A 24,532-nucleotide genomic window follows, 5' to 3' on the forward strand; every position below is an offset into this window, starting at 1 on the left:
CGTCGAGGAGACATACGCGCATGCTGCTCGCCCAGATCAGCGATCTGCACATCACGCCGCCGGGCACGCTCGCGTACGGCCGCGTCGATACGGCCGCTTTCCTCGCCCGCGCCATCGATGCGCTCAATGCGCTGGATCCGCGCCCCGACGCCGTGCTCGTCACGGGCGATCTGGTCGACGCGGGCGGCATCGACGAATACCGCCATCTGCGCAGCTTCCTCGACCGTCTGCATATGCCGTGGCGGCTGCTGGTCGGCAACCACGACGACCGCGACCATTTCCGCGCCGTGTTCGCCGACCGTCCCGAGCTGGCGGGCGACAGCTTCGTGCAATACGCGTTCGACGCGGGCGCCGTCCGCGTGATCGCGCTCGACACGCTCGATCCCGGCTCCGGAGCGGGACGCCTCTGCGCCGCGCGCCTCGCGTGGCTCGAAGCCGAACTCGAGGCGTGCCGGGACCGGCCGGTCCTCATCGGCATGCATCATCCGCCGATCAGGTGCGGCATCGGCTTCATGGACGACATTCGCCTGGCCCCGGAGGACAGCCGCGCGCTCGACGCTCTCGTGCGGCGTCATCCGAACGTCGAGCGGATCGTGTGCGGCCACGTGCATCGCGCGATCAGCAGCCGCTTCGGCGGCACCGTCGTGTGGTGTGCGCCATCGACCGCGCACCAGGTCGCGCTGCAACTGAAACCCGATGGCCCGGAAGCGCTGGTCATGGAGCCGCCCGCGTTCGGGCTGCATCTCTGGCAGGCGGACACGGGACTCATCACGCACTGCGTGAGCGTCGATCAGGGCGGTGGCCCGCAGCCGTTCTGAAATCTGCCATTCGGCATCGTCTTTCCGAGACTCGCGAATCGCCGGCAGTCGGGTGGCGCTTCATCGCGCATCGCGTTGTAATTTTCTGTGCCAACTTGATTGCCCGCCCTCGAAAGCCTCTCCGCTTGCCGTAGATTTAGGACGCGCATAGGAATCGTCTGACTAAAGCGCGTCAACCGATAAACCGGAGAGACTATGAAAACGGCAATGAAGCAAGCGGGCCTGCTTGCCTTGCTCACCACCGCCTGTTCCATCGCCCATGCCAGTTGGGATTGCCGCACGTCGCAGCGGATGGCGCATGCAGACTTCCGATAGCTGGACCGGCTCGGACAAGCTGGCGCATTTCGCGGCGTCCACGCCGTTCGGCGCGCTCGGCGCCTATTTCACGCGCGACACGGCGCATCCGGTCGTCTACGGGACGTTGATCGGTACTGCGCCCGGTCTCGCGAAGGAAATCTTCGACGGCACGTGTCCGTCGGCTGGCTTCTCCTACAAGGACCTGACCGCCGACGTGCTCGGCGCGCTCGTGGGCGCATCGCTCGCGCACTGGGCGATCACCTATCATCGCGACTCGCGCGGTACGCTTGTCGGGCTCGCCTACAGCGACCGGTTCTGAGCGCCGGCATGGCGCGCGTGCCTTGCGTATGATTTCGGACTGGCCGCGAGCGGCCCGCACCGAACCTTCCGACGACGCCACGAGCCTATGTCCGCACCGTCCCGAGACTCTTCCTCCACGCACGATCACGACCGTCATCCGCACTACTCGCGCGGCACGCTTTGGCTGCTCGCGACCATCGCGGGCGTGTCGGTCGCGAACATCTACTTCAACCAGCCTCTGCTCGGCGACTTTCGCGCGAGCTTTCCGGAGAGCGCCTGGCTGATCGGCGCCGTGCCCGCCTCGACCCAGCTCGGCTACGCGCTCGGCATGCTCCTGCTCGCGCCGCTCGGCGACCGCTTCGACCGGCGGCTTTTGATCCTGCTGCAACTCGCGGCGCTCGGCGTGTCGCTGATCTTCGCCGCGAGCGCGCCTTCGCTCGTCGTGCTGATCGCGGCGAGCCTCGCGATCGGCGTCGTCTCGACGATCGCGCAGCAGGCCGTGCCCTTCTCCGCCGAACTCGCGCCCGCCGCCGAGCGTGGCCACGCAGTCGGCACCGTGATGAGCGGGCTGTTGCTGGGCATTCTGCTCGCACGCACGGTGTCGGGCTTCGTCGCGCAGTATCTGGGCTGGCGCGCGGTGTTCTACGCATCCGTGCTCGCGACGGTCGCGCTGGCGGCGATCGTGATCGCGCGGCTGCCGAAGAGCCGGCCGACCTCCACGCTGCCCTACGGCAAGCTGCTCGGCACGATGTGGCATCTCGCCGTGGAAAATCCCGCGCTCCGCGAAGCCGCGACGACCGGCGGCGCGCTGTTCGCCGCGTTCAGCATCTTCTGGTCGGTGCTTACGCTACTGCTCGCGGGCGAGCCGTTTCATATGGGACCGCAGGCGGCGGGACTGTTCGGCATCGTCGGCGCGGCGGGGGCGCTCGCGGCGCCGCTCGCGGGCAAATCCGCCGACAGGCGCGGGCCGCGCGCCGTGATCTCGCTGTGCATCGGGCTGGTCGCGGTGTCCTTCGTCGTGTTCGCGTTTTCGGCGCGGAGCATCGCGGGGCTGGTCGTCGGCGTGATCGTGCTGGATGTCGGCGTGCAGGCCGCGCAGATTTCCAACCAGTCGCGCATCTACGCGCTCAAGCCCGAGGCGCGCAGCCGGGTCAATACCGTGTACATGGTCGCGTATTTCATCGGCGGGGCGCTCGGGTCGGCGCTCGCGTCGCTCGCATGGCACGCGCTCGGCTGGACCGGAGTGTGTCTCGCCGGCCTCGCGGCGACGGGACTCGCGGCCTTCAGCCACTGGCGCGGCGGGCGGCGCTGATCAGATGCGCTCGCGCGCGTAGTCGTGGAGCGCGTCGAGCACGCGGTCGAATTCGAGCGATTTGTCGAAGAAGCGGTGCACGCCGTACTGGCGGCAGCGCTCGCGGTAAGCCGGCAGCGCGTGATTGGTCAGCACCGCGACGAATGCGCCGCGCAGGCGTCCCGCGTCGCCGCTTTCCCTGAGCCATGCGAGCACGTCGATGCCCGAGCCGCGCTTGAGTTGCAGATCGACGATCACCGCGTCGAACGCCTGCGAGGACAACAGCGCGATGGCCTCCGCGGGCGCATCGGCGAAAGCGGTCACACGCCAGGGCCCGAGCGCGTCGATCGCCTCGGTCAGGCTGCGGCGGATGAGCGGCGAATCCTCGATCAGCAGCACGGCCAGCGGCGCGCGTTGCGGCGCCGCCTGCCCTGCTCGATCGTCGGTGGTCGTGTGATTGCCCACGTCGGGCGTCCTCCTGTGCAGCACGGCGCTTGCCGAACGGCGGCCGCACGACGCGCCGCTATTCGATCAGCCCGTTCTTGATCGCGTAATAGGTGAGGTCCGCGTTATTCGCCAGCCGCATTTTTTCCAGCACGCGCGCGCGATAGGTGCTCACGGTCTTCACCGACAAATGCAGCTCCTGCGCGATTTCCGTCGGAATCTGGCCGCCCGCGAGCTTGCAGAAAATCTGAAACTCGCGCTCCGACAGCAGTTCGTGCGGGCGCTCCGCCGCGGGCCTGTCGAGCTTGTCCGCAAGCGCGTCCGCGATGAACTCGGACAGATAGCGATGCCCGCGCGCCACGGTGCGGATCGCGCGCACGATCTCGTCGGGCGCGGCGTCCTTGTTGAGATAGCCGTTCGCGCCCGCCTTGAGCAGGTTGATCGCGTACTGGCTCTCCGGAAAGCCCGAGAGCATCAGCACGCCCTGCTCCGGCCGAATCTGCTTGATGACGCGCAAGGTGTCGACGCCGTTCTTGTCCGGCATCGCGATGTCGAGCAGGACGACGTCGAAGGCCTGCTCGCGCACCCGCGCGATGGCTTCGTCGCCGGTCGCGGCCTCGGCGGCCACTTCCATGTCGGGCTCGTCCGCGACGAACTGCCGGAACCCGCTGCGCACGATCGCGTGATCGTCGGCTATCAGGACTCGAATCATTCGCGTGGTCCGCGCTACCGGACGTTCTTGTAGTAATGGATCGGCCATGTGATGAGCGCGCGGGACCGCAACGGCTCAGGGCAGCCCCGCGTCGTCGCCGCCTTTAGCCGTTACGGCCTTGCAGCAGGTCGGCCATGTCGTCGGCGTGCTCTTCCTCGACCGCCAGAATCTCCTCGAAGATGCGCCGGGTCGTGACATCCTTGTCGCCGAGATAGCGAATGATCTCGCGATATGTATCGATCGCGATGCGCTCCGCGATCAGGTTCTCGCGGATCATGTCGATCAGATCCTTGCCTTCGCTGTACTCGGAATGCGAGCGCGACGAGAGCCCGTCGGGCGCGAAGTTCGGCGCGCCGCCCAGTTGCACGATGCGCTCGGCGAGCGTGTCGGCGTGCTGCTGCTCTTCGGTCGCGTGCTCGAGGAATTCCTGCGCGACGGCTTCCGAGTGAATGCCCTTCGCCATGAAGTAGTGACGCTTGTAACGCAGCGTGCACACGATCTCCGTGGCGAGCGAATCGTTGAGCAGCTTCAGCACGGTCTCGCGGTCGGCGCCGTAGCCGGTGGTCACCGCGCCCTCGTCCATGTGTTGCCGCGCATCGGCGCGAATCTTCTCCACATCGAGGACGAAAGCGTCCTGGGACTGAGTCGGCGCGGCTTTTACAGCAGACGATTTGGACATTTGAATCGCTCCTCTGATGAATGTTTGACGGTCGCTGGAGCAGGCCGGTGCGCGCTTTGCGCCGCGCGCATAGAGCCCTGCTATCCAATCAGGCATGCCGATGCATGCGGCATGCCTGGTCCGTCAAAAATACCGCGCGACGGGCGGATGACCCGCGCGCGGCCCGATGGATCACGGCTTGCACCGATTGTCGAAGACGGCGTCCATCACGTTCGGATCACGCCGAGCAGCAAGGTGACCACGAAGACGACGAGAAAAATGAAGAAAAGGATTTTCGCGATTTCCGCCGCGCCGGCCGCGATGCCGGTGAAGCCGAACACGGCCGCGATGATCGCGATGACGAAGAAGACGGCAGCGTAATGAAGCATGGGACCTCCTTCATGAGTGTTATTGGAACCGCGCGCGACGACGCGGGAAGACGTGCGTGAACTCTTACGGAGCGTCGCTAATCGATGGCCTTTTTCGTGATGACGAAGCCCAGCACCAGAAACACGACGCACAGGATCAGGAACAGCACGAACAGGAATTTGGCGATCGCGGCGGCGCCGGCGGCGATGCCCGTGAAGCCCAGCAAGCCGGCAATCACGGCCACGATCGCAAAAAACAATGCCCACTTCAGCATGATCATTCCCCGTAGGAGTGGATGACGGAACCATGCTAGTCATGCCCGGCGCGGCGCGCATTCGGGCAGGCTCCTTTTTTGCTGTGGGAATCCACCGACACCCGCTTTCAAAACGGCTTCGATCCACGCCATGAGTCACGTCCCGCTTCCTCACCTCGTCATCGCCGACGATGACGACACGCCGCCGCCCGCCGCTTCGTCCGCGCAGGCGCCCACCAGCCTCGCGCGCCGCGCCGCGCGGCTGAACGAATGGATGCGCCGCTACAGCTGGGCGGTCGCGATGACTGTGGCGATCGTCATCACAGTGGGTGGTCTGGTGGTCCTGGAATCGGGGCGCATGCGGATTGCATCGGAATACGAAACCGCGCTCGACGCCAAGGGCGCGACGGCGCAACTTTCGATGCTCGCCGCCGATATCGCCACCCTCACCGCCGACGAGCGCGGCTTCGCGCTCGGGGCGGACAGCGCATATCGGACGCACTTCGGCGAGACGGCGGAGCGCGTGCGGCGCACGCTGGCCTCGCTGGACGCGTACTACCGGCGCATCGGCGACGACACCGCGCTCGCGAGCTTCGCCCAGATCCGCGCCGCCGCAGACGATGAAATCGCGCAGGGCGCCGCGCGGCTCGCCGATCTGGCGCAGCATCCCGACGCCGATTCCGCCGCCCGCGAACACGCACTGTCGCTGCCGCCTCCGGACACGAGCGCGACGCTCGATGCCGCGCTCTCGCTGCTGCGGCTGAACGAGGAGCAGCGCGCCCAGCAAGCGCTCGACGCGAGCCGCGCCGATCAGCGCATCTCGACGCTGTGCGTGGGCGCGTTGTGCGCGCTCAACATCGTGCTGTTCCTGCTGCTGTTCCGCAATCTCGGCATTCAGCTCGACAAGCAGGCGCGCGTGCAGAAGGCGCTCATCACGCAGCAGGAAGAGCTCGATCAGCTCGTGTTCGCGCGCACGCGCCAGCTCGAAGCGCTCGCGTGGCACTTGCAGTCGGTGAGCGAAAACGAAAAGACCGAGCTCGCGCGCGAACTGCACGACGAACTCGGCTCGATTCTCACGGCGAGCAAGATGGATGTCGCGTGGGTGCGAGGCAAGCTCCGCGACAGCGAGCCCGCCATGGCCGAAAAACTTGCGCGCGCGCTCGCCCAGCTGGATCAGGGCATCGCGCTCAAGCGCCGCATCATCGAGGACATGCGGCCTACCGTGCTCGCCAACTTCGGGCTGGTGACCGCGCTGCGCTCGCTCGCCGACGAAGCCGCGCAACGCAACGGCTGGAACGTCGAGTTCGCGCTGCCGGACGAGGACGTGAAGCTCGGCGAGGCCATCGAGATCGCGCTCTTTCGCGTCGCGCAGGAGACGCTCACGAACGCGGCGAAGTATGCGCACGCGAGCCGCATCCGCGTGGCGCTCGCGCTCGATGACGAGACCGTGTCGCTTTCCATCGCGGACGACGGCATCGGCATCCGGCCGCAGGATCTCAAGCGCACGCAGACGCACGGGCTCGTTGGGATGCGTCAGCGCGTGTCGGCGCGCGGCGGACGCTTCGACATCGAGCGCGCGAGCCCGCACGGCACGGCGATCAGCGTGTCGATGCCGCGCGAACGCAGTGTCGACGCGCCGCGCGCCGTCCCGCTCGCGTAGGACGATGCCGACACAAAATGCGGATGCCGCCGACAAGAAAATCGCATGCGTGCCTACAGCGTCGGGGCGCCTGCTTTTTTATGATTGGGTACACCGATACGGGTAGGCGTCGAAACGGCGCCCGACGACCAGACACGATGCGCGAACCGAATTCCTGTCACGCATTTCAACTCCAAGGGGATACACATGACTCGACTCATCGCTTTGCTGCTGATCGCCGGCACGGCTGCTCTCGCGGGTTGCAACACCATCTCGGGCGCGGGCCAGGATATCTCGAAGGGCGGTAACGCCATCACGAATTCCGCTGAAGAGCACAAGTAACGTAACAAGTGGAACGCGCCGTCGCCATGCCATGGCGTGGAGTGGCGTGTTTCTGAAGTTGTTCCATAGCGTTGATGTAGTGCCCTGTCGTCCCGCCGCCTTTGTGTGGCGGGATTTTTTTTGCGCGTCCGCTTGTCGGTCCGGCGGGCGCAAAAAAACCGGCCGATGCATCCGGCCGGTTCTTGCTTCGTCAGGCGCGTCGGATCACTGCGTATCTGGCAACTCCAGCGCCGGCTGCTGCGTATTTCCGCCCTGCGCGACCAGCACGCGGATTTTCTCCGGCACCAGTTGCGACACGGCATTCCCCGAAGGCAGCGTCGTCACGAGCCAGTCCGCGTTGTTGACCAGATCGAACGAGGCCGACTTGTAGACCGGCGTTTTCGAACCCGGCAGCGTCGCGATGAGCTGATACGTGCCGCCGGAGACGTAAATCGAATCCTGCGTCGTCGCGGGCACGGCGTTCTTATAGGCGACCCCCGCCATCGTCGGGCTGACGTTGGAGATGCTGGTCCCCGGCGCGACAAGATACAGGTCGAGGTTCGGCGCGTTGGTCGAGGCATTGAAGCCGCGCACCCGCGCGCTTGCCGACAGAAGACCCTTGTCGAACGGATCGTCGATCACGGCGATCGACGGCACGAAACCCGCATCCGGCAGCGCGATCACCGTGTACTCATGCCCTTTCGCCGCGTTCGAGATGCTCGTGTCGGTGGCGAGCTGCGTCGTCGTGTTGACCGCCGCATAGGAGAAGTTGTGCTGCCCCGTATCGATGTTGGCGAAGTTGGTCACCGCCTTGTAGGCGAGGTTCGGCTGCAGGATCTTGCCGTTGTCGTAGAAATCGACGTTCGGACCGCTCGGGATCGCGTGAATGAAGTGAACCTGCGGCTGGGTGACGCCGATTTCCTTCCCCACGTCGTCGGAGCTTCCACCACAGGCGGAGAGCAATGTGGCGACGGCGGCGAGTGCGGCAGCGGTGCGGATGAGCTTCATGATTCCACCTTCCTTTGTTTTGATCGACCACCTCGTTATCCGGGTCTGGACGACCGCGCGTCCGCGTGACTCTCGCGCGCGTTTCGCCGCCGGGCCCGATTCTGTTTCCCTTCCTTGACCCACCGGCTGACGCCATGAAAGAAATTGACGGCGCCGCCGCTGCGGCTAACCGCGTTCAGCAATGAGCATGCCCCGATTCGGTGCGAAACGTTTGCGCGCATCCCGCCGAGCCTTGTCTGACAAGGCTTCTGGATTCGTTAGAGGATTTATTCGACGTACGCCGGCATGCGCGGCGACGACGGCATCGAACGATGCCGCCGTCGCCGGATGAACGCGGTTTTTACAAAAAGAAAGGCAGACTCACGCGAGCCCGCGCCGCCGATAGTCGAACCAGAACGACAACGCGACGGACAGCAGAATGACGACCGTCGAGATAACGGTCCATTGCGTGATGATCTCGCCGAGCAGCAGCGCGCCCAGCAAGACGGCGACGACCGGATTCACGTACAGGCAACTCGTCGCGACGATCGTGCTCGTATTGCGGATCAGGAAGTTGTAGGCGACATACGCGGCCATCGACCCGATCACGACGAGGTAGAGAAACGAAAAGCCCGCGCCGGCGCTCACCTGCGTGAGACGCTCGCCCGACACCAGCGCGATGCCCGTCGCGATCAGTCCGCCCAGTCCGATCTGCAGCGCCGTCGACATCAGCAGGTCGGAGGGTTGCGGCAGACGCGTCGCCAGATGCGCGCCGCCCGCCCAGAAGATCGCGGCGCAGAGAATCGCCAGCGTGCCGAAGGTGGAGCTCGGCGACGGATCGCCATGATTCAGCAGCACGATGCCGACCAGCCCCAGCGCCACCGCGAACCACTCGCCTTTCGCGACGCCGCGTCCGGAGAGCGCCGTGAAGATCGTCGCGAAGAGCGGCACGGTGGCGACCATCACCGCAGCCGTCCCGGTGCCCACGGTGCGCATGCCGTAGGCCATCATCCCGCTCGACAAGCCTTCGAGCAGCGTGCCGACGATCGCCGCGTTGCGCACTTCGCGCGCGCTCGGCCACACCGCACGGCGATGCACGGCGATCGCGAACAGGCCGATGCCCGCGAACAGGTTGCGCAAGCCGCCGAGCATGAGCGGCGGAAACGACTCGAGCGCCAGATGGATGCCGAGATAGGTCGAGCCCCACACCAGATAAACGACGGCCAGCGCGAGCGCGACCTGTCCTTTGAACGAGCGCGGCGCGCGAAACGGAAAGCGGTCAGGAAAGCTGAACGGCAGGCGCGGCGGAGGAAGAGCGGACATGCATCACTCCGCTGCGACGGCCAAAAGCCGGACAAGTGCAAACGATGCCGGGAAATACGCTGCGGCGGAAACCAGACGGAACGACATGGCGGAACGGAGAAGTGCGATTGCGCGTAGGGAGACCGCGTGAGCCTCGGGAAAACCCGGAAGTCGCGGCGACCGCCATTATGCATGTAAGCACTCGGCGGGATCGAAGGATTTTGCGAATGGTTGCCAAGACGCCACGCCGCGGTGTAACGTGTCGGCTGCTAACGCGGGGGTCCTGCGTTGCGCATCGCGATTCTGCCGGATTTGTCGGCCCGGATCGCCTCGCGCGGCGTGGGTGAGAAATACCCTTTGAACCTGATCTGGATAATGCCAGCGCAGGGAAGCGTTCGGGTTCAAGGCTCGCTGCTCCACGCCACTTCTTCCGAACCCGTACCTTTCCATCTCGTTCCTCCCTGTTTAGCTCCTGAATCAGCCGAGCTCGATGGCGTTCGTTCGCGTCGGGCCGGATATAACCGTCCCACACAGGAGAGACAGCATGAATGCCAACCCCAAGTTCCTGTCCGAGAACGCCGTCGTCGATGCCGCTGCCATCGCGCCGCTGCCGAACTCGCGCAAGGTCTATGTCGAAGGCTCGACGCCCGACATCCGCGTGCCGATGCGCGAGATCACGCAGTCGGACACACCCGACGGCTTCGGCGCCGAGAAGAATCCGCCCGTCTACGTGTACGACACCTCGGGCCCGTACACCGATCCGGAGGCGAAAATCGACATCCGCAGCGGCCTGCCCGCGCTGCGCGGCGCGTGGATCGACAAGCGCGGCGACACGGAGGAACTGAGCGGCCTGTCGAGCGACTTCGGCCGCGAGCGCGCAGCCGATCCGAAAACGACCGAACTGCGCTTTCCCGGCCTGCATCGCAAGCCGCGCCGCGCGCTCGACGGCAAGAACGTCTCTCAGATGCACTACGCGCGTCAGGGCATCATCACGCCGGAGATGGAATACATCGCGATTCGCGAAAACCAGCGGCGCGCCGAATATCTCGAAAGCCTGAAGCAAAGCGGACCGAACGGCGAAAAGCTCGCCGCGATGATGGGACGTCAGCATCCGGGACAAGCCTTCGGCGCGGCGGCGTTCGGCAAGGACGCACTGAAGGAAATCACGCCTGAGTTCGTGCGCGAGGAAGTGGCGCGCGGCCGCGCGATCATTCCCGCGAACATCAATCACCCGGAAAGCGAGCCGATGATCATCGGCCGCAACTTCCTCGTGAAGATCAACGCGAACATCGGCAATTCGGCGGTGACGTCCTCCATCGGCGAGGAAGTCGACAAGATGACCTGGGCGATCCGCTGGGGCGGCGACACGGTAATGGATCTGTCGACGGGCAAGCACATCCACGAGACGCGCGAGTGGATCATCCGCAATTCGCCGGTGCCGATCGGCACGGTGCCGATCTATCAGGCGCTGGAAAAGGTCAACGGCAAGGCCGAAGACCTGACCTGGGAAATCTTCCGCGATACGCTCATCGAGCAAGCCGAACAAGGCGTCGACTACTTCACGATCCACGCCGGCGTGCGCCTGCAGTACGTGCCGCTGACCGCCAACCGCATGACGGGCATCGTGTCGCGCGGCGGCTCGATCATGGCGAAGTGGTGCCTCGCGCACCACAAGGAAAGCTTCATCTACGAGCACTTCGAAGACATCTGCGAAATCATGAAGCAATACGATGTCTCGTTCTCGCTCGGCGACGGCCTGCGCCCCGGCTCGATCTACGACGCCAACGACGAAGCGCAGCTCGGCGAACTGAAGACGCTCGGCGAACTGACGCAGATCGCGTGGAAGCACGACGTGCAGGTGATGATCGAAGGCCCCGGCCACGTGCCGATGCAGCTCATCAAGGAGAACATGGACCTGCAGCTGGAATGGTGCGACGAAGCGCCGTTCTACACGCTCGGGCCGCTCACGACGGACATCGCGCCGGGCTACGACCACATCACCTCGGGCATTGGCGCGGCGATGATCGGCTGGTTCGGCACGGCGATGCTCTGCTACGTGACGCCGAAGGAGCACCTGGGCCTGCCGAACAAGGACGACGTCAAGGAAGGCATCATCACCTACAAGCTCGCGGCGCACGCGGCGGATCTCGCGAAGGGTCATCCGGGCGCGCAGGTTCGCGACAACGCGTTGTCCAAGGCGCGCTTTGAATTCCGCTGGGAAGACCAGTTCAATCTCGGCCTCGACCCGGACAAGGCGCGCGAATTCCACGACGAAACCCTGCCGAAGGATTCCGCCAAGGTCGCGCATTTCTGTTCGATGTGCGGCCCGCACTTCTGCTCGATGAAGATCACGCAGGACGTGCGCGACTTCGCGGCCAAACAGGGCGTCAGCGAAACCGAGGCGCTCGCCAAGGGCATGGAAACCAAGGCGATCGAATTCGTGAAGAAGGGCTCGGAGATCTATCAGCCGACATAATGCTTTTTGCGCCTGACAGAAGCCTGTCGCACCTCGCGTGCGGCAGGCTTTTTTTTCCATGGTATCGGGCGCAAACCCCTGTCGCGCCTGGGCGAGCGCCGCCCGCCGGGGGAATCGGGCACCTTTCCTGCTGCTGACAAGGACGAACCGGCGAAAAACAGGGCGGACCCGTTGGTCACCGTCTATCCGGACGCACCGCGCTTCTCATCGCCGCGGCCGAACCGCAGCCGATTCATCTCATCATCGAAATGGAGAGTCGACATGAAAACCATCAGACAGATCGGCGCCGCTGCGATGGTCACTGTGTTTCTGGGAGGACTGACCGCTTGCGGCGACATGACCACGCGACAACGGGATACGGCTATCGGCGCGGGTGTGGGCGCGGCCGGTGGCGCCGTGATTGGCGGCAGCGCGCTGTCGACCCTGGGCGGTGCGGCGGTTGGCGGGGTTATCGGCAATCAGGTCGGGAAGTAGCGAGATCCATCTTTCGAGCGGCGTAGCCGGTGAGGCTTCGCCGCTCCGCACAAGCGGCGTTTCAAATCTGTAACAGAATCGCGCTTTGGTAATGCAAAGTCACATAACGCCCGACGCCAGCACGCACGTCGTGGACTAAGCTGCTCTTAAACGGACCGAGAAGTCCGGCAGTCGCGCGGCGTAAGGAGCAGGCTCATGATTTCCGCACGCATCATCCCCGGACTCCGAACGGCGGCCGCAGTGCTTTCCGGCGCGCTCGTTCTGGGCGCGTGCTACTACCCCTACGGCTATCCTGCGTACCCGCCTTACCCTACCGTTCCCGCAACTTACGCTCAGCGCGAATTCAGCGTCCCGGCCTCCGGGACGGCGGCAGTGCCCACGTCTTCCGCGACGCTGCCGCCTCAGTACGAATATGCGGTCGGCTCGCCCTATTCCAGTTACTACCCGACTTATCCGTATCCCTATCCCTATCCGTACCCGGCGTACTACGGCTATCCGTACTACGGCTATCCTTATTACGGCTACGGCTATCCCGCGGTCTCCTTCGGCTTCGGCTATTGGGGTGGCAGCGGGTGTTGCTGGGGCCACGGATGGCACGGCAACGGGTACCACGGCGGCGGCTGGCATGGCGGCGGCACGTGGCAAGGCGGCGGCGGTTGGCACGGCGGAGGCGGCGCCCACAGCCACTGAGCGCGATGCCTGAGTGTTACGTCCGACGTGACAATCGACGGTTTTTTCGCCCCGCCGTAACAAACCTGCAACATTTTCCGCTCATATATGTGCGTCAGCGCGCGTTCGGGCAAACGTACGCTCGCACACTTTCCTTTTCGGACAAGGACTTGGCGGATTTCGCCAGACAATTGGCACGCTTCTGGCTAAACGTTCCCTCGCTTGCCTTCTTCGTCGCAACTGCGGCTTTCCGTATCGGGGGATCGGACCATGATGGCTTTCGTGTTTTTTCTGCTCTGGATGCTCGCTTCGCTCGGCTTGCTCACCATCTGGGTGTTCCGTCAGACGCCCGCCGCCGGCCGCGACGAGCCCGCGCGCAGCGCCGTCGCGGAAGGCTGAGTCGCGCCGTCACGTCACCCGGCGTGACCCGTGCGCCGTAATGGCCGGGCATTCACGCCTTGACGCGGCGCGTTCGCGCCCTATTCTTATTGTGCGCGTTATGCGTCCGCTTAAGGCGGCGCACGTCTGCTGCTGCAACATCGAACTCCACGCGCATCGCGGCTTCGTTCGTGGCCGCTTCCGCTCATGACCAGAAAAGGGAGACCCGATGTTCCATCAGTTGCTCACTCCTATCGCCGATTCGCTGCTCGCTTCCTTCATCGTCGCCGCGCTGCCGATCATTCTCGTGCTCGTGCTGCTCGGCTGGGCGCGCCGCCCTGCGTGGCAGGCCTCGCTCGCCGGTCTGGTGCTCGGGCTCGCCATCGCGGTGGCGGGCTGGCATTTTCCGATCGGCCTCGCGCTCGACTCGGTCGCGGCCGGCGCGGTGTTCGCGCTCTGGCCGGTCATGTGGATCGTGTTCGCCGCGATCCTGCTCTACAACGTCGCGCAGCGCTCGGGACGCTTCGAGGCATTCCGCCAGTGGATGGTCGATAACCTGCCGAACGACCGGCGCATCGTGCTCGTGGTGATCGGCTTTTCGTTCGGGGCGTTGCTCGAAGGGATCTCGGGCTTCGGCACGCCGATCGCCATCACGAGCTCGCTGCTGATCCTGCTCGGCTTCCCGACGCTCGAAGCGCTCACCTTCACGCTGATCTTCAACACCGCGCCGGTCGCGTTCGGCGCGCTCGGCGTGCCGATCACGGTGCTGGGCGCCGTCACCCACCTGCCGACCGACGCCCTCGCCAAAATGGTCGGCCGCCAGTTGCCGCTCTTCGCGTTCTTCCTGCCGTTCTACGTGATCGGCATCTACGCCGGCTTTCGCAACATGCTGCGCATCTGGCCGGTGCTGCTGGTCTCGGGCGGCGCGTTCGCGCTCACGCAGTTCGTGACCTCGAACTTCATCAGCTATGCGCTGACGGACGTGCTCTCCTCGCTCGTCTCGCTCATCCTGACGATCGCGTTCCTGCGCGTCTGGAAGCCCGCGCCCGATGAACGCTTCGCCGTGAACGTCGACCGGCTCGGCGACACGAAATCGGCTATCCCAGGCGGTCAGGGCTGGCTGCCGTGGATTGTCGTGTCGGTGGTCGTGATCGTGTGGACGGTGCTCAAGATCTTCATGATCGGCGACATCAAGGTCGCCTGGCCGGGTCTCGACAAGGCGGTCTTCATCACGCTGTACAAGCAGCCGTATGGCGCGATCTGGGACTTCCAGCCGCTCGCGACCGGCACGGCGATCCTCGTGGCCTCGATCATCACCGCGCTCATGGTGAAGCTGCCCACGCGCGAATACCGCGCGGCGATCGTCGATACGTGGGTGCAGACGCGCATCGCCATTCTGACCGTTGCGACCATTGTCGGGCTCGCGTATCTGATGAACTATTCGGGCATGAACTACACGCTGGGTCTGGGCGTGGCGTCGGTCGGGGCGTTCTTTCCGCTGGTTTCGGCGTTCCTCGGCTGGGTCGCGGTGTTCCTGTCCGGCAGTGATACTTCGGGCAACGCGCTGTTCGGTAATCTGCAGGTGGTGGCGGCGAACCAGCTCAATCTCAATCCGGTGCTGATGGCGGCGACCAACTCGTCCGGCGGCGTGATGGGCAAGATGATCTCGCCGCAGAACATCTCGACCGGAGTCGCCACGACCGAGTTGAAGGGCAAGGAAGGTCTGGTCTTCGCGCGCACGTTCTGGCATTCGATGCTCCTGACGATCCTGCTCGGCGTGCTCGTTTGGCTGCAGCAAAACGTGCTGACGTGGATGATCCCTCCGCACTGATCTCCCGCTTCTTGCTGTTTCGTTCGGCGGCGCTTTATCGAGACAAACGCGGTGCTAACATGCGCGGACTTTCGATGAGCCTTGCGAAGTCCGCGCCGCCATGTCACCTGCCAACCTGCTGCAACTGATCGTCCTCGCCGCGCTCTGGGGCGCGTCGTTCCTTTTCATTCGCGTGGGCGTCGCCGAGTTCGGCGTCGCGCCGCTGATGGCCTTGCGCGTCGGCATAGGCGCCGTGTTCCTGGTCGCGATGCTGCTGGCGCGTCGCCCGCTCGCCGCCACTGCCGCGACGCTGCGCGCGCGCTGGCCGCAACTGCTGATGGTCGGCATTCTCAACTCGGCCGCGCCGTTCTGCCTGTTCGCCTACGCCGAGCTGACGCTCTCGGCGGGCGCGACTTCCGTCATCAACGCAACGACGCCGCTGTTCGGCGCGCTCGTCGCCTATCTGTGGCTGCGCGACCGTCTGACCGGCGCGCGCACGATCGGCATGGCCATCGGCTTCGCGGGCGTGCTCGTGCTGGTGTGGAACCAGATCGCGCCGGCGCAGCCCGGCGACAGCGCACTCCCAGTGCAAGGCCTGCTCGCGGCGGCCGCGGCGCTCGCCGCATCGGCGCTTTACGGCGTGGCAGGCAACTTCGCGAAGAAATACCTGATGGACGTCGACGCGCTGACCAACGCCGCCGGCAGCATGCTCGGCGCGACGCTCACGCTCGCGCCGATCGCGTTCGCCACCTGGCCCGCCGCGCCGGTTTCCGCTCATGCATGGGGCGCGGTGCTCGCGCTCGGCGTCGGCTGCACGGGCATCGCGTACTTCATTTATTTCCATCTGGTCGCGGTCGCGGGCCCCGCGCGCGCGATGACCGTCACCTTTGTCATTCCGCTGTTCGGCATCCTGTGGGGCGCGCTGTTTCTCGGCGAGCGCGTGTCGCTCGTGATGCTCGCCGGCTGCGCGATCGTGCTCGCGGGCACGGCGCTCGCAACGGGCTTCGTCAGGCGCGTACCGTTTTTAGGACGTCGCAAGCTCGCGCGGTGAACTAGACTTCTTCGGCTGACGAGGCCGGCCGCCTGTGCATCGGTGAAATTGTCCGGACGGACGTTGCGCGCCGCGTCGTGCCGCGTGATCTTTCGCGCTTTTCGCCGGGAGCCGCCATGGGCCTTTCAATGGACAAGATCAGGCACGAGATGATGAAGATGGTGCCGCCCACCCTCTTCTTTTTCGTGTTGCTGCATGCGGTGGTCATCATCCGCGCGCTGATGGTCAAAGGCACCGGCATTTCGCTGCCCACTTCCGTCTCCGTGATCATTGCGTCGCTGATTCTCGGCAAGGCGGTGCTGATCGCCAATATGCTGCCGTTCATCAATCGCTATCCGGACCGGCCGCTGATCTGGAACGTGGTCTGGAAGACGCTGATCTATACGGTCGTCGCCGGAGTGTTTCACTATCTCGAGCGTCTGTTCGACTTCTGGAAGGAAACGCATAGCCTCGCGGCCGCGCATCACGAACTGCTCACGCACATCAACTGGCCGCAGTTCTGGGCGATCCAGATCCTGCTGTTTCTGATGATCGGAAATTACTGCGCGTTCGCCGAACTCGGCCGCGTGATCGGACGTCAGCGGCTCAAATCGTATTTTCTCGGGCCGCTCGCGGACACGCCTCCGAAGTTGCAGGAAGGCTGATTCGCACGTCGCACGTCCTTACTCACCACGCACGGGTCCGCGTCCCGCCTTGATTGCGCCGCGCTTCACCTTGCTCTCGACACGCCGCATCTGCGATCCGCGCGTCGGCTTGGTCGCAATACGCTTGCGCCGCGTGACGCTCACGCTGCGGATCAGTTCGTCGAGCCGCGCGAGCGCGGCGGCGCGGTTCATGTCCTGCGTGCGATATTCCTGCGCCTTGATGACGATCACGCCCTCGCGCGTGACGCGGCTGTCGGCGAGTGCGAGCAATCGCGTCTTGATGTGCTCCGGCAAAGATGACGAGCGGATGTCGAAGCGCAGATGAATCGCGCTCGACACCTTGTTGACGTTCTGACCGCCCGCGCCTTGCGCGCGCACGGCCGTCAGCTCGACTTCGTCCGGTGGCACAGCGAGGCTGTCGGTCACGGTCATTGCCTGGGCTCCTTTGCATATTCCGTACACAACTTTTCGGCAGCATAGCAAACGCCGCGCCGCGCCGAGAACCTGTCCGCCCGGCCGCGGTCCGAAGCCCGTGTGAGTTGAGTTAGACTCGTTCTCGCCTCGTCTCTGGACCCAACGAGCATCAAAACAGGAAGTCGATGCGCTATTCGTTCGAAATCAGGAAGTTCATCTACAGCCAGTATTTCTTTGGCGGCTTGCGTATCGCGCTGGGCGTTTCGCTGCCCGCCGTGCTCATGCTCATCGTGTTTCACAATCGCGAACTCGGTTTCACGATCGCCACCGGCGCGCTCGGCGCGTGCGTCGTCGACATGCCCGGGCCGCTCAGGCACAAGCACAACGAGATGCTCGCGTGCTCGGTGATCGGCTTCTTCGCGGCGCTCGCGACCGGCATCGCGACGGCGCATCCGCTCACGCTGTGGCTGACCATCGTGCCGCTCACCTTCGTGCTTTCGCTGATCGTCGTGTACGGGAACCGCTGGCCGCAGATCAGCTTCGCGACGCTCTTCATGATGATCGTCACGCTCGAGGATCAGTTCACGCCGCTGCAGGCGCTCATCAACGCCTCGTGGATCCTGCTGGGCGGGCTCTGGTACACGTACTGGGCGACGCTCGTGAGCCACCTGCTGGTCTACCGGATCGAGCAGCAGGCGCTCGCCGAGAGCATCTTCAGTTGCGCCGAGTATCTGCTCGCGCGCGCCGAGTTCTACGACGGCGACGCCGATCTCGACGAGTGCTATCGCCGGCTGATCGAAAAGCAGATCGCGGCGGTCGAGCGGCAGGAAGCGGCGCGCGACATCGTACTGCGCAATCTGCCGAAGGTGAAAAGCGGCAAGCTCGACGCGCGGCGCGCGCGGCTCTTCAACCTGTTCATCAACGTGGTGGACCTGCACGAATTTTTCGTCGGCGCGCACACGGATTACCCGCTCGTCCGGAAGACCTTCGCGGGCTCCGACGTGCTCGTTTTCTATCGCGATCTGATGCGCAAGGCGAGCGCGGATCTGGAGGAGATCGGCCTCGCGGTGCTGCAGAACCATGCGGCAGGCAAGTCGATCAGCATGAAGGCCGAGCTTCGCGCGATCGAGTACGAGCTGGAGCAGATGCGCAAGCAAGGTCTGCCGGAGAAGAATCCCGAGGCCTACGCGGCGGCGGCCGCCGTGTTCCGGCGCATGTGGAGCGCGACGCGCCTGATCGACAAGATGCGCCGCCGCACCCGCGACGACGCGAGCGCGACCGAGACCGAGTTGCAGATCGATCACGCGCTGTCGCGCTTCATCTCGAGCCGGCGCGTGTCGTACATGCAGATCTTCTCGAACCTGACGATGGCTTCGCCCAGCTTCCGTCATGCACTGCGGGTGACGATCGCGGTGGGCATCGGCTTCTGGCTCGGGCGTCTGCTGCCGCTCACGAATGCGTACTGGATCGTGATGACCACGGTCATCATCCTGAAACCCGGCTATTCGCTCACCAAGCAGCGCAATACGCAGCGGATCTTCGGCACGGCGATCGGCTGCGCCATGTCGATCGGCCTGATCCTGTTCGTGAAGGAGCCGCATATCCTGCTCATCATGATGTTCGCCTCCATGGTGATGAGCTACAGCCTCCTGCTCTTCAACTATTCGGCGAGCGTCGTGTTCACGTCGTCCTACGTGCTGCTGATGTTCCATCTGCTCGCGCCGGGCAGCATGCGGATCATCGGCGAGCGCGCGATCGACACCGTGGTCGGCTGCGCGATCGCCATCGCGGCCAGCCATCTGTTCCCGTACTGGGAATATCGGCTGATGGGCAAGCTCGTGAAGGACCTGCTCGCCGCGACGCGCAACTATCTCGAAGCGAGCTGGTCGTGGAAGGCGAAACCGGCGTCGCAGGCGGAGAAGGCGCGCGCCGCTTCGGCATCGGCCGTGGAAACGCCCGCCGATCGCGCCGTGTTCGCCGACGCCAACGCGGGCGCGGTGGCGTCGTCATCGTCCGTGCTTGCCGCCGACCCTGTCGCCCGGACCGTGACCGTCACGGCCGACGCGGCCAACGAGCCTTTGACCGGCACGCCGCCGCTTGCGCCGGATCTCGTCGCGGATGCGGCAATGAAGGCCGCGAGCGCGACGGCGCAACGTCTTTCGTCGGTGAGCATCGGCGAGAGTACGGCGGCCACCGCTAGCAAGGGCGCCTCGGCGGCGGCGACCGTCGCGGCCACCGCCCTCGACCGCGACTTCCGTTATCGCCTGGCGCGCAGAAACGTGCATGTCTCGTTCGCCAATCTCGCGCAGGCGTTCCAGCGCATGATGCTCGAACCGCGAGCGCAGCAGAGGTACGTCGCCGAGCTGAACGATCTGCTAGTGCAAAGCCATGTGCTTGCATCGCAGATCACCGCCGCAGCGCCGCTGCTGCAATCGCTGAGCGAAGCTGATGGCCAGCCCTTCGAGCCCGTGCAGCGCACCTTCGGCATCGTGCGCGACAATCTCTTCGGCGCCGAAAGCGAACTGCCCGCGCCGCCGAAGCCCGATGCACCGCCCGCGCACGCCGACGCGCTCAAGGACCTGCGGCACGATCTCGACAAAATGGTGGTCGAAGCCGAGCGCGCGCAGACGCTTCCCGCCGACGTGCTGCACGATCTGAAGCTGCTCGCGCATCAGTGCAAGCAGATGCTGACCGCGTCATCGCTGATCGGCAAGGACGCCGCGCAGATACGCCTGCCGGCGTGACGACGCCCGCTGCGATATGTCTTATTGCGACGCGCCGGCCGCCGGCACGGCGGGCCGCACATCGCTCGCGGCGGACGGCTGCGCGTTCTGCTGATCGAACTCGCGCTTTTCGCGGATCGCGTTGAAGAGAATCGTGCCGATCACGAGCAACACCACGACGACGATGAACACGCTGATGGCGCGGGTCGGATTCTTCTTCGGCTTGTCGTTCGGGCGGCGAGGGTCGTGGTTCATTTGAAAGAGAGCGTGGCGCGATTTCGGGATAGACCCGCCATGGTAACCGGCATGGTTTTCAGTTGGGTTGCGGGAATCGATGCGCATTTCGCGGCACATGGGCGCCCGCCGTTTCGCTGAGCACGCGCCGGCCGCGAAATTCACTGCTGCACCGTCCCGCTTGAACGCGCACCGCCCGAATGACGATACTAATGACGATTCCATGCGCGTCCGATCCCGGCATGGGCTGAAAGGGGCAAAGCCGGGATACCTCGTGACCGGATGCGTTGCGCCGCCCTCCCCGGGCGGCTTTTTCTTTCGGTCGCGGAACGCTCAGGGCTCGAGCGTCGGGCGCACCGGCAGCGCGGTCGAATACTTGATCTGCTCCATCGCGAAGCTGGAACTCACGTCGTACAGCGGCACCGCGCGAATGAGCTGCTTGTACACGCGGTCGTAATCATCGATATCGGATACGACGACGCGCAGCAGATAATCGGTCTCTCCACTCATCCGGTACACCTCGACCACTTCGGGAATGTCGCGCACGGCGCGCGTGAAATCGTCGGCCCAGGTCTGCGTGTGCTGATTGGTGCGCACCGCGACGAACACCGTCGTGCCGACGCCCAGCTTCTTCGGATCGCATAGCGCGACCTGCGCGCGGATCACGCCGGTTTCCTTCAGGCGCTGAACGCGCTTCCAGCACGGCGTCTGCGAGAGATTGACGCGTTGCGCCAGCTCCGCGATGGGCATCGTCACGTCGCTCTGGAGCAATTCGAGCAGTTTGCGGTCGATGAGGTCCATTCCCATGCTGCACCCCTTATAGGAAATTATTCTATTTCTGGATTGTCGAGCGGAATTATATGGAAACTAATTCTGGAGGCAAGCCGGTATAAATGAGTCACATGGACAACAAGAACCCAATGGCTCTTTGACTATGCAACTCGAACATGTCAGCCGCCCGGCGCGGCCCCTTTCCGCGGTTCCAACGGTTTCCCCGGCTTGCGCGACGACTGATTCCGGTGTCACGCGAAGCCCGGCGCTGGAACGGCTCTGCCGCGAAATCGATACGGCCTTCGCCGCCGCGGAAGCTGGCGCTTCGCTCTCGTTCGGTCAACACCTGCGCGCCGCGCTGCAACGCGCGATCGCCGATCCGGGCCTGCTGCGGCCCGACCAGCGCGTGGGCAATCCGCGCAACTATTGCCGGCATCTGCTCGCGGCCGACCCGCTCGGTCGTTACGCGATCGCCGCGCTCGTCTGGGAGCCGGGACAGGCGAGTCCGGTCCACGGGCATCAGACGTGGTGCGGCTATGCGGTGATCGAAGGCGCGCTCTCGGAGACGCTCTATCGCTGGGATATGGGCACGCAGTGCGCGGTCGAGACGCGCAGCCATCCGCGCGCAACGGGCGCCGTCTCCTATGTCGATGCGGGACGCGCCGCGATCCATCAGCTCGGCAATCCCGCCGATGCCGGCGCGCGCGCGGTGTCGCTGCACGTCTACGGCGTCGCGGGCGAACAGATCGCCACGCACGTCAACGATCTGCTCGCCGCATAAGACCTGATCTCCGCTCAGCCCTTCCCCGGCTCCGACGCCGTCGGAATCTGCGGCGGAATCTGCACGGATTGATCCGTCGGCGGTGGCGCGGGACGCGGCTCGTGCGACACGTCGCGCGCCCGTGCGGCCGCGGCGGCGCTCGGCGCCTCACGCGGCAGCTCCGGACCGATCTCCGCTTCCTCGTCCTCTCCCGTTAGCTCCGGTTCGCCGGTCCAGATACGGCGCGCGCGTTCGCGCGCCTCGGCGGCGTCCGCGCCGGGTATCGCGTCGCGGGTCATCTGCACGTGCATCTGCGGCACCGGAATCTCCATGCCGGCTTCGTCCATCTTGCGCTTGATGCGCAGATTGAACGCCCGCGCCACGCTCCATTGCTGCAACGGCCGCGTCTTGATCTGCCCCTTCACGACCATCCAGTTCGGGTCGAACCGGTCCAGCCCCCACACTTCGACCGGCCCGAGCATCTCGCGGCGATAACGGAAGTCGGCCATCAGATCGGCGCCGACTTCACGGATCATCTGCGTCACTTCATCGACATCCGCCGTGAACGGCACGCGCACTTCGAATACCGCATACGCGAAATCGCGCGACAGATTCTTCACCGTCTTGATCTGCGAGAACGGAATCGCGTGGATCGCACCCTGGCCGTCGCGCAGGCGCACGGTACGGATCGTCAGACTTTCCACGATGCCGGCGTGGCCGCCCTCCACCTCGATCGAGTCTCCTACCGAAATGGTGTCCTCGATGATGATGAAAAGCCCCGTGATCAGATCCGCTACCAGCGATTGCGCGCCGAAGCCCACCGCGAGACCGATCACGCCCGCGCCCGCGAGCAGCGGCGTCACGTTAAGACCGAGGTTCGCGGCCGTGACGATCGCGGCGACCGTCAGCAGGAACACGAACACGACGTTGCGCACCAGCGGCAGCATGGTGCGCGCGCGCATGCTCGGGCCACGGCCGCCGCGCCGCGCGGAATCGGGCTTGAGCGCTTCCTGAATGCCGGTGTCGATGAGAATCCAGATCAGCCAGACGACGAAGAACGTCAGCACGATCATCGCGACCGCGTGCGTGATGCCGCGCGCGGCGACGCTCTCCTCCGCCATGCGCGCGAGCGAAAAGCCCCAGAAGCGCGACGACAGTTCGAGGAACGCGAGCCACACGCCGACCACGATCATCGTGCCGACGAATTTGATCAGCCGGCGCACGTAGGCCGACTGCCGGCGCGGCTTGCGCGACTTCGGACGCGTGATGCGCACGACGATCGCGGAGAGAAAGAACCCGATGACGAGCAGCGCGGCGGTCGCTATGGCCATCTGCAGCACGTTTTCCGACGTGCCGATGCCCATGAGCGTCGCCACCACCGAAGCCGATGCGAGCAACAGCAACGGCAACTGCCACAACGAGGCGACCACTTCGAAGGTTTCCGTCGCGGCCTTGCGCGTGTTGCGCTGCTCGAAGGTGCGGCTGCGGATCAGATGCGCGACCGGCCGCTGGAACGCGAGCGCGAAATACGCGGTGAGGCCCGCCGCGCCCATGTTCGCGCAGGTCGAAATGAGGCCGGAGAGATTGGTGCCGAGCTGCTGTGCGACGTCGTAGTTCGCGGCCGCGTCGCCGAGCGCGCCGAACGTGCCGATCAGAAACAGCAGGCGCCGCGCGCGGATGATCAGCAGGTTCACCGCGACGCGCCGGTGCGCCGAGCCGAACAGCGAGAACATGATCAGGCAGATCGCGGAGAACACCGCGCCCGCGACGATTGCGTAGGCAGTGACCATCGCAAGCGTGCGGCCGAGCGAGAGCGGCATGTAGTGCGTAAAGGTCAGCGCCGCGAGGAACGCGAAGAGGTAAGGCGCCACGCGGCGCAGCGTGAAGCGCAGCAGCTCGCCCGTCGTCGGATTCGAATGCAGGCCGGTGTCGATGCCATGGCGCGCCTGCACGCGGCGTTGAATGTAGACCAGCACGAACGCGCACGCGCCCCAGCCCGCGAGCGTCGCGAAGTAATTGAAGAGTGTGCGGCCGAAACTCTCGCGGCTCTGGCTCGTGACGATCGTGAACAGTTCGTTGCCGGCCGCGTTGAAGCGCCCGCCCCAATAGGCGATCGGCGTCTTGCCGCGCTTCACGTCGGCTTCGATGTTGGTGAGCCCCGAGGCGATCGCGCCGAGCAGCCCCGCGTTCTGCGCGATGGTGGCGACCACCGACGGCGGCGCCGATGCCGCCGGCACGCTCGCGCCCGATGCAGCGTCGCCGCTCACCGCAGCCGACGCGGGAACGCCGGCTTCGGCGGCGCGCTTGGCGTCGCGCAAGCGCTTCAACTGGGCGACGAGCGCGGCGCGCTGGCGATCGCTGTCGAGCGTGGAAATGACGTTGTCGAGCGAGCGCAGCATGTCCGCATCGGACACGGCGGGCGCCGAAGCGCCCGACGCGGCATCCGGCGCGGACGCGGGCGCGGCTGGCGCGATCAGCTCCTGAAACGAAGGCAAGGTGAGCGCGGGCGCGGCTTGCGCGACAGGCGCGGCGAGGACGATCGATACGGCGACGGCGGCCAGCACCATCGCCAGCGAGAACGGCCGCCGCCTGAGCAAGACGCCCAAGCGTGCGAGCGCCGCCATCCAGGAGATCGCGACGGCCGCCCACGCCCGGTCATGCGCGGGCTTGCGTGACTTCATAACAGTCTCGATTTCTGAAAGTCCGCCAGTTTAGCGGGTGCGACAGACGGGCCGCC

The 24,532-nt window shown here is 65.2% G+C and carries 25 protein-coding genes and 1 riboswitch; of the genes, 14 read left to right on the top strand and 11 right to left on the bottom strand.

Features of this window, described 5'->3' with window-relative positions:
• Positions 1–20: 20 nt before the first annotated feature.
• From AWB79_RS06835 to AWB79_RS06845, 3 genes are all read left to right on the top strand, one after another.
• Entirely contained in the window at positions 21–818 is a 798-nt protein-coding gene (locus AWB79_RS06835; RefSeq protein ID WP_061166647.1) for a phosphodiesterase, read from the top strand.
• A gap of 298 nt (positions 819–1,116) precedes the next feature.
• A complete protein-coding gene (locus AWB79_RS06840) occupies positions 1,117–1,434 on the top strand; it encodes a YfiM family lipoprotein (RefSeq protein WP_332459657.1) in 318 nt (105 codons plus the stop codon).
• Positions 1,435–1,521: 87 nt separating this feature from the next.
• A complete protein-coding gene (locus AWB79_RS06845; RefSeq protein WP_061166648.1) occupies positions 1,522–2,727 on the top strand; it encodes an MFS transporter in 1,206 nt (401 codons plus the stop codon).
• Here the strand turns inward: AWB79_RS06845 and AWB79_RS06850 are convergent, their stop codons facing one another.
• The 5 genes from AWB79_RS06850 to AWB79_RS06865 form a co-directional block, all read right to left on the bottom strand.
• Complete coding sequence (locus tag AWB79_RS06850) at positions 2,728–3,171, bottom strand: response regulator (protein ID WP_061166649.1); 444 nt, start codon at positions 3,169–3,171, stop codon at positions 2,728–2,730.
• 58 nt (positions 3,172–3,229) lie between these two features.
• On the bottom strand, positions 3,230–3,862 hold the full coding sequence (locus AWB79_RS06855; protein ID WP_061166650.1) for a response regulator: 633 nt from the start codon (positions 3,860–3,862) through the stop codon (positions 3,230–3,232).
• Between the two features lie 103 nt (positions 3,863–3,965).
• Positions 3,966–4,541: a ferritin-like domain-containing protein gene (locus AWB79_RS06860; protein WP_061166651.1), complete on the bottom strand. Its 576-nt coding sequence runs from the start codon at positions 4,539–4,541 to the stop codon at positions 3,966–3,968.
• Between the two features lie 206 nt (positions 4,542–4,747).
• Complete coding sequence (locus AWB79_RS37990) at positions 4,748–4,909, bottom strand: DUF1328 family protein (protein ID WP_064506627.1); 162 nt, start codon at positions 4,907–4,909, stop codon at positions 4,748–4,750.
• Between the two features lie 77 nt (positions 4,910–4,986).
• Positions 4,987–5,163, bottom strand: coding sequence for a DUF1328 domain-containing protein (locus tag AWB79_RS06865; protein ID WP_074169341.1), 177 nt, complete (start codon positions 5,161–5,163; stop codon positions 4,987–4,989).
• Between the two features lie 130 nt (positions 5,164–5,293).
• On the opposite strand from AWB79_RS06865, the gene AWB79_RS06870 reads away from it, so the two are divergent.
• Both AWB79_RS06870 and AWB79_RS06875 read left to right on the top strand, forming a co-directional pair.
• Positions 5,294–6,802 (top strand): sensor histidine kinase, encoded by a 1,509-nt coding sequence (locus AWB79_RS06870; protein WP_061166653.1) that lies wholly within the window; start codon positions 5,294–5,296, stop codon positions 6,800–6,802.
• 186 nt (positions 6,803–6,988) lie between these two features.
• Complete coding sequence (locus AWB79_RS06875) at positions 6,989–7,123, top strand: entericidin A/B family lipoprotein (RefSeq protein WP_061166654.1); 135 nt, start codon at positions 6,989–6,991, stop codon at positions 7,121–7,123.
• 204 nt (positions 7,124–7,327) lie between these two features.
• Here AWB79_RS06875 and AWB79_RS06880 read toward each other — a convergent pair whose 3' ends face one another.
• On the bottom strand, positions 7,328–8,110 hold the full coding sequence (locus tag AWB79_RS06880; RefSeq protein WP_061166655.1) for a DUF4397 domain-containing protein: 783 nt from the start codon (positions 8,108–8,110) through the stop codon (positions 7,328–7,330).
• A gap of 360 nt (positions 8,111–8,470) precedes the next feature.
• Complete coding sequence (locus tag AWB79_RS06885) at positions 8,471–9,412, bottom strand: EamA family transporter (protein ID WP_061166656.1); 942 nt, start codon at positions 9,410–9,412, stop codon at positions 8,471–8,473.
• A gap of 245 nt (positions 9,413–9,657) precedes the next feature.
• Positions 9,658–9,799, top strand: a riboswitch (TPP riboswitch).
• A 136-nt stretch (positions 9,800–9,935) separates the two neighbouring features.
• On the opposite strand from AWB79_RS06885, the gene thiC reads away from it, so the two are divergent.
• The 7 genes from thiC to AWB79_RS06915 all read left to right on the top strand — a co-directional run bounded on the left by thiC (position 9,936) and on the right by AWB79_RS06915 (position 16,893).
• Positions 9,936–11,867 carry a phosphomethylpyrimidine synthase ThiC gene (thiC, locus tag AWB79_RS06890; protein ID WP_061166657.1) on the top strand — a complete coding sequence of 644 codons (1,932 nt, stop codon included), beginning with the start codon at positions 9,936–9,938 and terminating at the stop codon, positions 11,865–11,867.
• Between the two features lie 261 nt (positions 11,868–12,128).
• Complete coding sequence (locus AWB79_RS06895) at positions 12,129–12,341, top strand: YMGG-like glycine zipper-containing protein (RefSeq protein ID WP_061166658.1); 213 nt, start codon at positions 12,129–12,131, stop codon at positions 12,339–12,341.
• Between the two features lie 372 nt (positions 12,342–12,713).
• The gene (locus AWB79_RS40915; protein WP_332459658.1) at positions 12,714–13,031 is read left to right on the top strand and encodes a hypothetical protein; all 318 of its coding nucleotides are present in this window, start codon (positions 12,714–12,716) and stop codon (positions 13,029–13,031) included.
• A 249-nt stretch (positions 13,032–13,280) separates the two neighbouring features.
• Positions 13,281–13,409 (top strand): hypothetical protein, encoded by a 129-nt coding sequence (locus AWB79_RS40765; RefSeq protein WP_269767918.1) that lies wholly within the window; start codon positions 13,281–13,283, stop codon positions 13,407–13,409.
• Between the two features lie 208 nt (positions 13,410–13,617).
• On the top strand, positions 13,618–15,219 hold the full coding sequence (locus tag AWB79_RS06905) for an L-lactate permease (RefSeq protein WP_061166660.1): 1,602 nt from the start codon (positions 13,618–13,620) through the stop codon (positions 15,217–15,219).
• Positions 15,220–15,319: 100 nt separating this feature from the next.
• On the top strand, positions 15,320–16,249 hold the full coding sequence (locus AWB79_RS06910) for a DMT family transporter (RefSeq protein ID WP_061166661.1): 930 nt from the start codon (positions 15,320–15,322) through the stop codon (positions 16,247–16,249).
• Between the two features lie 116 nt (positions 16,250–16,365).
• Complete coding sequence (locus tag AWB79_RS06915; protein WP_061166662.1) at positions 16,366–16,893, top strand: hypothetical protein; 528 nt, start codon at positions 16,366–16,368, stop codon at positions 16,891–16,893.
• An 18-nt stretch (positions 16,894–16,911) separates the two neighbouring features.
• Here AWB79_RS06915 and arfB read toward each other — a convergent pair whose 3' ends face one another.
• Complete coding sequence (arfB, locus tag AWB79_RS06920) at positions 16,912–17,325, bottom strand: alternative ribosome rescue aminoacyl-tRNA hydrolase ArfB (protein WP_061166663.1); 414 nt, start codon at positions 17,323–17,325, stop codon at positions 16,912–16,914.
• 167 nt (positions 17,326–17,492) lie between these two features.
• Between arfB and AWB79_RS06925 the strand changes: the two genes are divergently transcribed.
• Entirely contained in the window at positions 17,493–20,051 is a 2,559-nt protein-coding gene (locus tag AWB79_RS06925) for an FUSC family protein (RefSeq protein WP_061166664.1), read from the top strand.
• A 21-nt stretch (positions 20,052–20,072) separates the two neighbouring features.
• On the opposite strand, the gene AWB79_RS06930 is transcribed toward AWB79_RS06925, so the two are convergent.
• Entirely contained in the window at positions 20,073–20,285 is a 213-nt protein-coding gene (locus AWB79_RS06930) for a hypothetical protein (protein WP_061166665.1), read from the bottom strand.
• A 312-nt stretch (positions 20,286–20,597) separates the two neighbouring features.
• Positions 20,598–21,071 (bottom strand): Lrp/AsnC family transcriptional regulator, encoded by a 474-nt coding sequence (locus tag AWB79_RS06935; protein WP_061166666.1) that lies wholly within the window; start codon positions 21,069–21,071, stop codon positions 20,598–20,600.
• Between the two features lie 127 nt (positions 21,072–21,198).
• Here AWB79_RS06935 and AWB79_RS06940 point away from each other — a divergent pair, with 127 nt between their 5' ends.
• Positions 21,199–21,816: a cysteine dioxygenase family protein gene (locus tag AWB79_RS06940; RefSeq protein ID WP_061166667.1), complete on the top strand. Its 618-nt coding sequence runs from the start codon at positions 21,199–21,201 to the stop codon at positions 21,814–21,816.
• Positions 21,817–21,830: 14 nt separating this feature from the next.
• Here AWB79_RS06940 and AWB79_RS06945 read toward each other — a convergent pair whose 3' ends face one another.
• Positions 21,831–24,476 carry a mechanosensitive ion channel family protein gene (locus tag AWB79_RS06945; RefSeq protein ID WP_061166668.1) on the bottom strand — a complete coding sequence of 882 codons (2,646 nt, stop codon included), beginning with the start codon at positions 24,474–24,476 and terminating at the stop codon, positions 21,831–21,833.
• Positions 24,477–24,532: the final 56 nt, after the last annotated feature.

It is taken from the genome of Caballeronia hypogeia (genome assembly GCF_001544875.2).
GTDB lineage: Bacteria > Pseudomonadota > Gammaproteobacteria > Burkholderiales > Burkholderiaceae > Caballeronia > Caballeronia hypogeia.